The sequence below is a fragment of the Paenibacillus sp. JJ1722 genome, from assembly GCF_048282685.1.
GTDB classification, from domain to species: domain Bacteria; phylum Bacillota; class Bacilli; order Paenibacillales; family Paenibacillaceae; genus Paenibacillus; species Paenibacillus polymyxa_B.
Window position 1 is genome coordinate 5,795,517 of the sequence record NZ_CP182500.1, and the last position, 12,186, is coordinate 5,807,702.

Here is a 12,186-nt window from a genome sequence, read left to right on the forward strand (position 1 = left end):
AAGATTAAATAGAAGGCATATCGTTCCGTAATGGAAACGGTATGCCTTTTTTTCTGAAGCTTTCATTTCCCTTTAAATTTTCAATATCTTTATAACTTTTATCCGTCTTTAGACCGACAACTATATACGAGACTATAAAAAATATATCTAGTAAAGAAAGGTAGGTTATCTATTTGAATACAATAGATGCATTAATTGCAGCCATTCCCTACATACAACAGATTATGCGTGAGAAAGTGACCCTTGCTCTCTTCGACCGCACTCATGTCCTTATGTATACCCAATCGGAGGGTATGGATCTCGGCTTTGAAACAGGCTCGGAGCTGCTCGAGGACTATAAAGATTTTGCCATGCTTAAAAATGGACGTGAGGCCAGCCTGACCCACATTCCTGCTGAAATTCTAGGGTTTCCTCTTGATATGATCAGTATCCCTGTATTTGACGAGAAAGGTGAAGTCATCGCAGCATTTGCGGCCTCTTATAATTTGACTAACAAAAATCAACTGGATCAAATCGTATCCGAGAATCGCTCCATCACCGAGCAGCTCATTGATATGGTACAGCATGTAGCGGCTCATTCCGAGGAGCTTCAGGCAACCAGTGAACAGATTTTGAAAAACACTCAAATCGCCGTACAAAACTCGGGTAAAATCAATCAGGTAGCTGTGTTCATCAAGGAAATTTCCGATCAGACCAACCTGCTTGGATTGAATGCAGCGATCGAAGCCGCACGTGTAGGAGAAGCAGGAGCAGGCTTTGGTATCGTCGCTCAAGAGGTGCGCAAGCTATCCGTAGAATCCAAAAAGGCAACGGTCGATATTGAAGGAGCCCTTAAGGATGTACAAAACTCCATTCGTCAAATGGAGCAGGAAATTGAGCAAATTGTTTCTTCTTCTCAGGAGCAGGCGACTCTGGTAGGCTCCTTCACTGAAGTGATGGAGCGTATGCAAAAGGCGAGTGAAACGATGCAACATCTGGCCAATGACCTGACTTCGTATGCCATAAAATAAATCTTGGGATAAAAAAGGGGAGCACACTGATCGCAAAATGCGTAAAAGTGTGCTCCCTTTATGTACAAAAGCCCTATCGGGCTTGATGGTCTAAATCTGAAACTCAAGCAGTATAAGAAAAAACACCATGATTTGAAGGAAACACAGGGTCTAACCCTCCCAAAATATTTCCCACTGGAAGAGCAATACTAAGAAACGCCAAGACCATAGTTACCGAGATTAATGCCTTTTTCATTATGAAGCCCCCTTAATAAAATGGTTTGGTATTGCTCTTGCTGTGATGGTGTTGCCAAATCTCGATAAGTTTCAAACAGAGCAACCAATGTCCTGAAATCGGCATCCGCTTCTACACTGGCAGAGAATTGCAGAGAATCAAGGACATAATTTAAGGCAACAGAGTATTGCTTCTTCTTGAAATGGTAAATGGCCAATTGGTTGACCAGTTTTAAATAATATACGCGGTTTGCTCTATCTTCATAACCTTCAAATATCTTAATATCATCAGCAAAATCGTTCAGCAGGTCGTCTATATTCCAATTATTCAAGTTAGCCGCTTCGGCAATACCAACCAATCCTGGAAGTAGCTCCTCTTCATTGTCGTGAAGAAATTGAACGTACTCAGGCAAAAGTTCCCTTCTCCCCGAAAGTAATTCAATCGTAAATAAATTGGCCTTGGCGAGGAAACGGAATCTCTCTACTTCTTCGTGACCGCTCTGATCCAGCCCCATAAACCAGCCCATTTCGCTATACTTCATAATATAGTTTCTGGCTTCCTCATACTTTCCCATATTCTGATAGTAAATAGACTTCGCCAGATAACTGTAAGCATAATAAAACACTAGCGGGTGTTTGGTGTCCAATGTCTCATACTTGCCGTCTGCAGCATTTCTCAGTTGGGTGTGATACAGGCTTTCAGCCAACGTATGCAGATAATCTGCTACTTTGTTCGCTTCATCCCAATCATTATGTGTGTAGCTGATTCTAAACAACTCACAAGCTTTATCGAGTTCGTGGCTGTCCGACAACAAATAAATGGCTTCCCTTTGGTTCAGGACCTCTTCCACTAAAACCCGCCTCCCTATCCTGAAAATTGCGATTACCCCTTAGCACAGCGGCTACTCTTCAGGGTAGTTATGCTCTTAGCCTCCATTTTTTGCATACCAGTATATTACAAATATAGTCAAAACCTAACTTGAAGTCAATTTAATCATCGCTACCTTCTTTTTTTTGCAACCTTACATTGCTGTGTATGGTTATGGATTTTGCAAAATTCGATTCCAGTCGCTCCGAAGTGCAAGATATAGACGAACTAAACCATTTCGATCTATATCTTGTTCATTGGAAGTCGCTTATGGGATTTTTGCAAAATCCTTGGTTACGAATAATCGACTCCCCTTATAGAAATAATGCTAAAGAAGACAAAATGCAGGCTCTCTCATGAATGGTTTTTATGATGCTATAGTATCGTCGGGGTAACTACGTTACGAATTAGTGCGTACTTTTCAATCGGATATCGGGGCCTTACAATCAAACCTGTACATGAAACCAAAGTATAGAGTAATACTCAACAGAGCATGTACCTGTTCATCAAAATATAAATTCACTTAAGGAGTGAAGTTAATAACATGGAACTTCAATTGGCTTTAGACTTAGTAGATATCCCGCAAGGTATTGCATTGGTAAAAGAAGTAGAGTCGTATATTGATATCGTAGAAATCGGTACGCCGATTGTCATCAATGAAGGACTTCATGCAGTAAAAGCAATGAAAGAAGCATTCCCGAATCTGAAAGTGCTGGCTGACCTGAAGGTTATGGATGCAGGGGGCTATGAAGTGCTAAAAGCTTCCGAGGCTGGTGCAGATATCGTTACGATTTTGGCTGTAGCTGAAGATGCGACAATTAAAGGTGCAGTAGAAGAAGCGAAAAAACAAGGCGGCAAAAAAATCCTGGTGGACATGATCGGTGTTAAAAACCTGGAGCAACGTGCGAAAGAAATCGACGCTCTGGGCGTTGACTACATTTGTGTGCATACAGGCTACGATCTGCAAGCTGAAGGACAGAGCCCGTTCGAAGCACTGCAAACCGTCAAAAAAGTCGTGAAAAACTCCAAAACTGCCGTGGCTGGCGGTATTAAACTGAGCACCTTGGCTGAGGTCGTGAAGGCTCAACCGGATCTGGTTATCGTCGGCGGTGGTATCACTGGCGAGGACGACAAAAAGGCTGTAGCTTCCCAAATGCAACAGCTCATCAAACAAGGTTAATCCCAATGGAAACCTCTCAATATTTATCCGAGGTACTCAAGGAGCTGCAATTGGTTCCACAATTGATCAGTGATACAGAATCGGAGCAGCTGATCCACTCCATCGCCGCTGCGAATAAGGTATTCGTGGCAGGTGCGGGCCGCTCAGGGTTCATGATTCGCTCGCTGGCGATGCGGCTGATGCATATGGGGATTCAAGCTTACGTGGTCGGGGAAACCGTAACTCCTGGTTTGGGCGAGGGCGACCTACTCATTATTGGTTCAGGCTCTGGTGAAACCAAAAGCCTGACCTCCATGGCAGAAAAAGCAAAGAAACTTGGGGCCTCTCTGGCGCTTCTAACCACTTCCCCGGGTTCCACCATTGGCAAACTGGCCGATATCATCGTCAAGCTGCCTGGTGCGGCCAAGGACCCGTCCAACAAGGACTACCAAACGATTCAGCCTATGGGCTCATTGTTTGAGCAAACCCTGCTGTTATACGGTGACGCATTGGTACTCAGAACGATGGAGCTGCGCAAGCTGACCTCCAAATCTATGTTTGGCCAACACGCCAATTTGGAATAAAAATGTAATTCCTTTACGATAACAAAGCAGGCTGTCCTTTACATGTCACATGTGAAGGACAGCCTGCTTTTATGCTTGTATAAGGCGACTTTCCTATCTACACCGTTTGGACGTTTATTCTTCAGGTTTGGCTTATATGGCTTATATAGTCCAAGCCATCGTAGGAGAAATATTGAAAGTATGCGGGAGTCGCGGCGACAGATACCGGTTCATCTACAGCGACGGTCGATACAGCATACATGCCAATCAGCGCTCCCGTGAAACCGCCATTGCTTTCAGATGAGACTACAAAAGCCGGAACCGTAGCGAGCGGTACCCAGTTGCCTGGACGCACAGCATAAGATAAGGCGAAATGATACGCATCGGATAGGATGCGAAGCTCCATACCTTCACCGCTTGGTATATCAGGAGCCGCCAGCGGTACAGAGACCCATTCGGTTCGTTTTCCCTGATCTGCGACCGAGACCACTACAGTAAGCATGTTGCCTTCTCCATCCCGACGAATACCCAGCGTAAAGTGACCGTGCTCATTAAGTCGTACCGCAAGGCCGGCTTCCTCGCCCTCATGCTGTGGTTGAAAATAAAGCCGGCTACGGACGGCGATCTGATGATGCCGCAGCCGGGTGCCGAGGAATACGCTCGGCGCTTCGTCCAGCAGCGTGTGGCGATTGCCGATGAGCGTTAGCCATCCGGGGCGCGCTTCCAGGCTGATGCAGGCTTCACACAGCCTGCGCGGAGCAGCCCAACGGAAGTCCAGCCGCTGACCACCAAAGTCATCGCGCCAGCTATGACGCTTTGCAGGCGCGAGCGGCGCAGAAGCAGGCGGGCGAGCCTGCTCCGCCAGACTGAATGGCTGACGGTCTACAGACATGTGCAATTGCACCGTGCCTGCGTTGTTGTCAGCCGTAGGCCATCCGTCCGTTGTCCAGCGGACGGGGGCCAGAAAGGTTTCGCGTCCGAGCACGCTATACGAAGGTGGTACCTCAGCCTGAGGCTCGACAGCCTCCAAGCGGTCAGCCACAGGCTCGATGTCCACCACCGGACGGACACCGAGAAAAAAAGCCCACCAGTCCCCGCGAGTGTCCTCAACCAATTCGGCATGACCTGTGTTCTGAATCGGATGTGCAGGGAGAGCGTTATGCGTGAGCATCGGCTCTGTCATACGCTCGAACGGACCGTAAGGGCCCTCCGCACGATACACGAGTGTTCGATGATCACGCCCCGTTCCGCCACATGCGCAGAGCAAATAATAGTGGCTGCCGATGTGATACAGATGCGGCCCTTCGGTCCATACGCCGCCATCCCCGTGAGCAATCGCTATAGGCTCTGTCAATGCCTGACCTGTAGTGATATCAATCTCATACTGGATAATATGCGACTCGGCATCTGCCCCGGATTGTACGGTCACATACACTTTCCCATCGTCATCCAATAGCAGAGACGGATCTATATTCCCGTAAGGAATACAGATCGGGTCTGACCAAGGCCCAGCGGGGTTCACAGATGTGATATAAAAATTACCTATCCCCATCACATCTGTCGTAATCAGATAAAAAACACCTTGATGATAGCGCAGTGTGGGCGCATATATGCCTTCCGAGCTTTTGCGAGTGGACAAATCAATCTGACTGCGCCGGTTCAACGCATGCCCGATCTGCTGCCAATCGGTCAGGTTTCGGCTATGAAAAATGGGCAAGCCCGGCATGTATTCAAACGAGCTTGCCGCCATGTAATAATCTTCTCCGACGCGTATCACACTCGGATCAGGATAAAATCCGGGGACAACCGGATTCGTATAGCGTAAGGTAGCCATAGCTCCAGCTCTCCTTTTGAACAGCTCTATTCCTCTGTTTCATTCAAACTATTCATTGGTTATTCCCCGCTGGCAACGGCGGGACTTTGGACGGATCAGCAAGTGCCCAATAGGCATATTTGGCCTTTAACCGTTCGTCGAATAGTAGCGGCTTATCCAGCCGGGCTATCGGAAACGTGCTGAGCCACGTATTTCCATCATCCGTACCCCAAATCGTCACATTGCTGATATGATTCTGCTGCCTTGAAAACATATCGAACAGCGCCCGATAGCGGTGAGCCTGCCGGATCAGCATAGATTCTGGAATCGTTTCATAGCGATCTGTGTCATTGGAATAAAGACCCATATCCAGCTCGGTAATCTGATTATCCAGACCAAGCGAAGCAAACTTTTCTATGGACTGCTCAATCTCGCTAATAGCGGGAAACTCCAGGCGGATATGCGATTGGTGGCCTACCCCGTCAATCGGTACGCCTTTAGCGAGCAGATCACGTACCAAATTGTACAGAAAATCCCGTTTCTTCGGCTCATGTGTGTTGTAATCGTTAATGAATAGTCGTGCGTTCGGGCCCGCCGCTCCCCTCGTGACACGGAATGCTTTTTCAATATAATCAGTACCAGTAATCTGATACCACTTGCTGCGGCGCATGCCATCCGGCTGATCAGGATCAATGACCTCATTCACCACATCCCAATCGGTGATGACATTTTTATATCGGGCTGCAACAGCGCGAATATGCGTCTCCAGCCGATCCAGCAAAAGCTTTTTATTCTCAGCAGTCGGCGTCATCGGCTGTCCATTCTTATCCTTGAACATCCAATCTCCAGTTTGGTTATGCCACACCAAAGTATGGAAGCGAATCTCTAGTCCATGCTGTCTAGCAAACTGCACAATTTGCTCTGCTTCCTCCCAATGGAACTGTCCCTCGGACGGTTGTAAGGAGATTGGCTTCATCGCATTCCCTGCAACGACGCTGTTAAAATGCTTCTGTACCAACTCTCCGTAAGCCCCTTCGGTCTGGAAAGCTTCAATCGCCGTGCCAATGCTAAACTGTCCCCCATATAATCCATGCAAAGAAGGAATGTCCTTTTCAATAGCCAGCGGCGGTACAAGTGACAGCTCGAAATCATCCATATAAAAGGAAGACGTTCCTTCTGCCGTTTCCAAATACATAGAAACGGTGTCTGCATCATGCGCAAGCGTATACGTACCAGACAAATGCATCCATCCCCCTGTCGTAGTAGCCGTGTCGCCTACAACAGTTTCATACGCACTATCCCCTTGGTGATCACGCTGTATGCTGAGCCTCACCTTGGCAGGCTGCTCACCCAGCGCCAGCTTCACCCAGGCACTGACCGTATATCGGCTGCCCTTTTGCATCGTAGCAGTCACATCCAGCTTGGGGCCGGCATATGTCTTTTGTCTGCCTGTTGTCAGCAGACTGTATGAGCCGGTTCGTGCATCGGCATTCGAAACCTGCACGGTCTCGGCTCCCATACGGGACACCCATCCTTGAGCCGTACCATCTTCAAACCCGGATACGATACCATTGGCCGGCTCCGTTGGCGTCTTCGATACCTGTGTTATTTCTACCTCATCCACATAGTAGGCCTGCGCGGGATTCGAGCTTTCCACATACAGCTTCAATGCATCCATCCCCCCGGTAAAAGTATATTTCCCCTGAAGTTTGATCCACGATGTATCCGCCGTCTCCGTCTGCGCTACCGTCTTCCATGTCGTAGTCCCACCTGTCGGCTGCTGCTCCACTGTAAGTTTAACCATGCTCGGAACCGCAGAATGACCATCTAGCTTCACATAGCCACTAATTTCATACTCTACATCCGGCTGCAACAGCGACTTCACATCCAGCTCCGCCCCGTTCCAAGCCGCTGTGCGGGCGGTTGCCTTCAGACTGTGCGTGCCGCCATATGCTGCTTCCGTGACGGATGCAATTTGGGTATAAGTTCCCCGAGGCTTCCAGCCATCGCTGTTTCCTTGCTCAAATCCATACGTTCCAATGGTCTTATGGATATCACCCGCTGACAGCACCGTATCCGCAACGGGCGGGGAATGTTCTATAGACGTAGCTGCCTTCGCTACAGACGCTCCCCACCAACCAACAGGCGATAACAACAGCGCTCCAGCCAGCACCAGACAAAAAGGCTTAACCCAACATGGCCGCAAAGCAATCCCTCCCGCACTCAAATTTTTTGAATTCGTATTGGGCACCATTGGATTTCAGTTACTATCCTTTGACACCTCCCAAGGTCATACCCTTCACAAAGTATTTTTGCAAAAAAGGATAAACTAAAATAATAGGCACTGAAGCGACAATCGTCATCGTGGCCCGAATCGAGGTAGGCGTGACCGACTTCGCCAGATTTTCCGAACCAGCGAATTGGCTCGCATAGTCCTGAGTGTTAACAGACGTGTTGGAATTTTGCAGTATTTTCATCAGCTCATATTGAAGAGTGCTCCATTGCTCATATGACGAATTGTACAAAAACACATCGAACCAGGAATTCCATTGCGCGACCGCTGTAAACAGCGACACCGTCGCCAGTACGGGAACACACAGCGGCAAAACGATGCGCATAAAAGTGGCAAACTCCCCAGCCCCGTCAATACGCGCCGACTCCAAAATCCCTTCCGGCAATCCCTCAATAAAGGAGCGAATGACAATCACATTAAACACCCCGATCAATCCCGGCACGACATACACCCAGAAAGTCCCCAGCATCCCAAGCTCACGAATCAGGAGAAAGTTCGGAATCAATCCACCGCTAAAATACATTGTTAAAATAAAAGCAATCGAAACAAATTTGCGCAGCACATATTCCGGCCGGCTGATCGTATACGCCACCATCGCGCAGCAAAACACAGAGGTCACCGTACCCGCAACCGTACGTAATACAGAAATCAGCGTAGCATGGAAAATCGTCGCTTCCTTGAACACATATTCATAATTACTCCACGTGAATTCACGCGGCCACAAATAGATCCCGCCCCGAATCGAATCATTCGCTTCATTCAACGAAACCGCCAGCGTATTTAAAAACGGATACAGCGTGAACACCATCAGGCAGAGCATAAACACGATATTGCACGCATCAAAAATTCGATCCGAGGGGGCCCGAAATCGCCCGTGTACGGCCTTCCCTTTGCCCATGACTTCCGCTCCTTTCTAAAAAATAGCTTAAGCACCCAGCCTTGTAATTCATACGATTAATATTGTTGAAGCTGCTGGTGCTATTAATTGAAACGGTTATATTAGTGGCTACAATGATAGGAATTCGAGTAAAAATCTGAGTAGCTATTTGAGCAGACTCTTATTGATTATTAGTGGCAATTAGAAGTTGTAAGGCCAGCGAAGCAGCCTGCTAAAAATCCACTGACTTGCACCTGTAGTATGCATGAGCACGCCCCTTCCTTAAGCTCTCCCCTGCCCCTACCCTCAGTTCTTAAAAAAGTGACTTTATGGCGGGTAGCAGCGGAGCGGGCGGAATTGTTCTGAAGAAGCGGAGCGTTCGGCTAAAAGCTTTCCAGAGGAAAGCTCGCATCGTAAGCATAAGCTAGCCCCGGATTCCAGCCTCTAATGTTTTATGATAAAAAGGAATACGGGGATAACAGCGATCGGAAGAACAATCCGCACGCGAAGCGGCCGTCCCCCCACCATAACTCACTCTTTTCTCAGAACAATCTCTCCTCCCCTAACCGCTTCGCAATATGATTGGCGCTAAACAGTAAGATGAAGCTGACCACCGTTTTGAACATCCCCGCAGCAATGGAAAGCGAGAAATTACCCATCTGGATCCCATATTTCAGCACGAAAATATCCAGATTCTCCGAGTAATCCACGTTCATACCGTTGCCCAGTAAGTATTGCGGCTCAAAGCCGGATTCCAGCAGATTGCCGATGTTCATAATGAGCAGGATGATAAATACAGGCTTCAATCCGGGTAATGTCACATGCCAAATTCGCTGAAAACGCCCTGCTCCATCCATCTCGGCCGCTTCATACTGCGAGGGATCAATCATCGTCATCGCGGCCAAATAAATGATGGTGTTCCAGCCGACATTTTTCCATACCTCCGATGCACCGAGAATGCCCCAAAAATAGCTTCCCTCGCCCAGCCACAGAATAGGCTCTTTAATCAACCCCAGCCACATCAGCACCTCATTGATGATGCCGCCATCCGCAGACAGCGCCGTACTGATGATGCTAGCCGCGACCACCCACGAAATAAAATGCGGTAGATAGCTGATCGTCTGTACCACCCGCTTAAATACGAGCTGGCGAAGCTCATTCAGCAAAATCGCTAATGTTATAGCGGTGACAAAGCCCAGCACCAGATTAATAAAGCTCATCGCCAGCGTATTGCGCATGACCCGCAGAAAGTGTTCATCCTGAAATAGAAAATGGAAATGTTTTAATCCGACCCATTGCTGATCGAGCAACTTGCGGGCAGGCTTAAAATCCTGAAAGGCAATTGTCCAGCCCCAGATGGGCAAATACTTGAAGATAAACAGCCAGATTAAAAAAGGGACGGACATCCATACCAGTGCCCGTTGCTGATTCAGCTTGTGCATAAATCCCCTAAAGCCGGTTCGCCGCGAGGGCGGCAACTGATCCGGGGAGATCGTGACTGCTGGTGGTGACGAGTGGCCCATAGCTGCTTCCTCCTTTATTTTTTACCGGGATTCTCGATTTTTTTGGCAACCTCCTTCGTGATCAGCTCCTCATACGCCTTTACATCCAGCTTGTTAAATTCAGTAGTGTATTCACTCCAAATCGCATCAAACTGCTCCGGTGCAGACAGCACCAAACGCGGGAAATATTTGCGCTGCAGGTCCCCCTTCTTTTGCTGGAAGAGCTGCGCAGGTGAACCTTGAGCAATTGGGATACTCCAGGCCGGATACCATGGGCGCTCGTCTGGTGCGGAAAACATTTGCGAGAAGGACTCTACACCATAGACTTTTAGTAGCTTTTTATCTCCCTCGGTGTAGGACATACGCGCAACCTCCGGCTGCCGTCCGGCACCAACGGAGTTGCCGTCAGGCAGGGTAGAACCGCTACCGTATCGCGGCCAACTGTATTCAAAATATTTGAACCCGAATGATTCGCGGAACGCGTCCTGACCAGTCTGCTTAATTTGCTCCTCAGTCCGGTAAAAGCGTCCTTTTTTATCTACATCATAGGTTTCTCCCTTGATTCCCCAGTTGGATAACACCTGGTTTTCGTCGGTCAGCAGGTTGTCAAAAAATTTGATGATACGTACCGGGTCCTTGGCACTGACCGTAATTCCTATGCCTCGGTTATTAACGAATGACGACGGATCAATGTACTGATCCTTTATATTCTGGTCGTATACAACAGGCAGCCCTATATACTCCATATCATCATTGCCCGATTGCTTGGAAGCCTCCTGCAGATTATTCAGGGCCTGCCCCGCCTGCCAGCGGTAGTCGAAAAAGCCCAGCACCTTACCCGAAGTCAGCTTCGCCAGATATTGATCGTAATTGTCCACAAAGGACGATTTATCAAATAGGCCTTCTACATTGAGCTGATTTAGCTCTTTCAGATACCGCTTTGTGATTTCCATATCTCCATAATCCATGGCCCGGTGTGTTTTCATATCAATAATCGTGCCGCCATCATTCGGATAGCCTGCCAGATGCATCGGTGCGTTCGTAAGAGCATAAAACCTATCCTGCGTGGTTAACGCCAGGTACCCAGTCAATCCCTCATCTGCATGCTTTTTCGCATAGTTACGAATCAGGGCTAAATACTCGTCAAGTGTTTTGATTTTTGGATATCCCGCTTCTTTTAATACCCTGCGTTGCACCCAAAAGGCTCCTTGCTCTAAGTTAGGTGCAGGTAAATAATCGCCTACCACCGCACTGAGCGGCAGAAAGTAAATGTTCCCATCCTCCGCCTTCATCAAGTTGTAGTACGGTCCATATACACGCTTAATATTCGGTCCATACTTGTCGATCAAATCATTCAGGGGAATAAAAGCCCCGGCATCCAGCAGCTTATCGATCGTGCCATCCGGTACTATCACATCCGGGTAATCGTTACTGGCAATAAATGTACCGATCTTCGTATTGGAATCACCCACCAAATGCTCCAGCTTCCAGTTTACCCCCGTCTGATCCTCCAGGATTTTGCCGATCCGCGTTTCTTTGGTATTAATGTCCCTCCCCGCAGTGGCATTAAAATACGTGAATGTGACCTTCTCCTTGCTATCTCCTGACGCCGGCTCCTTGCCCGAGCTCCCTGAGCAAGCAGCGATCATAGACGCCATCATAACCATTACCAGAGTGATGATTCCGAACCTTTTGCTTGTCATGCCAGACCCTCCCCTTTCGTCCTCTTTTGTCGATTGTGTGTGAATATCGTGCGCACGTACCTCAAGCACTGAGAATCCCGTACGCCCTAAATTGTAAGCACTTTCATTTTATAAAATGCCGTTCATTTCGTTCACCTGTCAATCTAAAGGTGTTACTTAGAAAACTATAGGTAAAGGTCCTTCAA

General features: G+C 48.0%; 9 protein-coding genes. 3 read left to right on the forward strand and 6 right to left on the reverse strand.

Annotated elements, in window-relative coordinates; genetic code table 11:
- Positions 1 to 173: 173 nt before the first annotated feature.
- A complete protein-coding gene (locus tag ACM1ND_RS25790; RefSeq protein WP_023990905.1) occupies positions 174 to 1,010 on the forward strand; it encodes a methyl-accepting chemotaxis protein in 837 nt (278 codons plus the stop codon).
- Between the two features lie 188 nt (positions 1,011 to 1,198).
- Here ACM1ND_RS25790 and ACM1ND_RS25795 read toward each other — a convergent pair whose 3' ends face one another.
- The gene (locus ACM1ND_RS25795; protein ID WP_023990907.1) at positions 1,199 to 2,074 is read right to left on the reverse strand and encodes a hypothetical protein; all 876 of its coding nucleotides are present in this window, start codon (positions 2,072 to 2,074) and stop codon (positions 1,199 to 1,201) included.
- A gap of 561 nt (positions 2,075 to 2,635) precedes the next feature.
- Between ACM1ND_RS25795 and hxlA the strand changes: the two genes are divergently transcribed.
- Entirely contained in the window at positions 2,636 to 3,271 is a 636-nt protein-coding gene (gene hxlA / locus ACM1ND_RS25800) for a 3-hexulose-6-phosphate synthase (RefSeq protein WP_013312540.1), read from the forward strand.
- A gap of 5 nt (positions 3,272 to 3,276) precedes the next feature.
- The gene (gene hxlB, locus ACM1ND_RS25805) at positions 3,277 to 3,834 is read left to right on the forward strand and encodes a 6-phospho-3-hexuloisomerase (RefSeq protein WP_023990908.1); all 558 of its coding nucleotides are present in this window, start codon (positions 3,277 to 3,279) and stop codon (positions 3,832 to 3,834) included.
- A 121-nt stretch (positions 3,835 to 3,955) separates the two neighbouring features.
- On the opposite strand, the gene ACM1ND_RS25810 is transcribed toward hxlB, so the two are convergent.
- From ACM1ND_RS25810 to ACM1ND_RS25830, 5 genes are all read right to left on the reverse strand, one after another.
- Positions 3,956 to 5,647, reverse strand: coding sequence for a glycoside hydrolase family 43 protein (locus ACM1ND_RS25810; RefSeq protein ID WP_076295214.1), 1,692 nt, complete (start codon positions 5,645 to 5,647; stop codon positions 3,956 to 3,958).
- A gap of 52 nt (positions 5,648 to 5,699) precedes the next feature.
- Complete coding sequence (locus ACM1ND_RS25815) at positions 5,700 to 7,832, reverse strand: endo-1,4-beta-xylanase (protein ID WP_418026859.1); 2,133 nt, start codon at positions 7,830 to 7,832, stop codon at positions 5,700 to 5,702.
- 61 nt (positions 7,833 to 7,893) lie between these two features.
- Positions 7,894 to 8,817, reverse strand: coding sequence for a carbohydrate ABC transporter permease (locus tag ACM1ND_RS25820; protein ID WP_028540826.1), 924 nt, complete (start codon positions 8,815 to 8,817; stop codon positions 7,894 to 7,896).
- Between the two features lie 521 nt (positions 8,818 to 9,338).
- Positions 9,339 to 10,319 carry an ABC transporter permease gene (locus ACM1ND_RS25825; RefSeq protein WP_023990911.1) on the reverse strand — a complete coding sequence of 327 codons (981 nt, stop codon included), beginning with the start codon at positions 10,317 to 10,319 and terminating at the stop codon, positions 9,339 to 9,341.
- 14 nt (positions 10,320 to 10,333) lie between these two features.
- Complete coding sequence (locus ACM1ND_RS25830) at positions 10,334 to 12,001, reverse strand: ABC transporter substrate-binding protein (protein ID WP_076264546.1); 1,668 nt, start codon at positions 11,999 to 12,001, stop codon at positions 10,334 to 10,336.
- Positions 12,002 to 12,186 lie beyond the last annotated feature (185 nt).

Excerpts from the sequence above, each read along its gene's own strand:
- hxlA (WP_013312540.1), top strand. The coding sequence starts at position 2,636 with ATGGAACTTCAATTGGCTTTAGACTTAGTAGATATCCCGCAAGGTATT.
- ACM1ND_RS25825 (WP_023990911.1), bottom strand. The coding sequence starts at position 10,319 with ATGGGCCACTCGTCACCACCAGCAGTCACGATCTCCCCGGATCAGTTG.
- hxlB (WP_023990908.1), top strand. The coding sequence starts at position 3,277 with ATGGAAACCTCTCAATATTTATCCGAGGTACTCAAGGAGCTGCAATTG.
- ACM1ND_RS25810 (WP_076295214.1), bottom strand. The coding sequence starts at position 5,647 with ATGGCTACCTTACGCTATACGAATCCGGTTGTCCCCGGATTTTATCCT.
- ACM1ND_RS25830 (WP_076264546.1), bottom strand. The coding sequence starts at position 12,001 with ATGACAAGCAAAAGGTTCGGAATCATCACTCTGGTAATGGTTATGATG.
- ACM1ND_RS25820 (WP_028540826.1), bottom strand. The coding sequence starts at position 8,817 with ATGGGCAAAGGGAAGGCCGTACACGGGCGATTTCGGGCCCCCTCGGAT.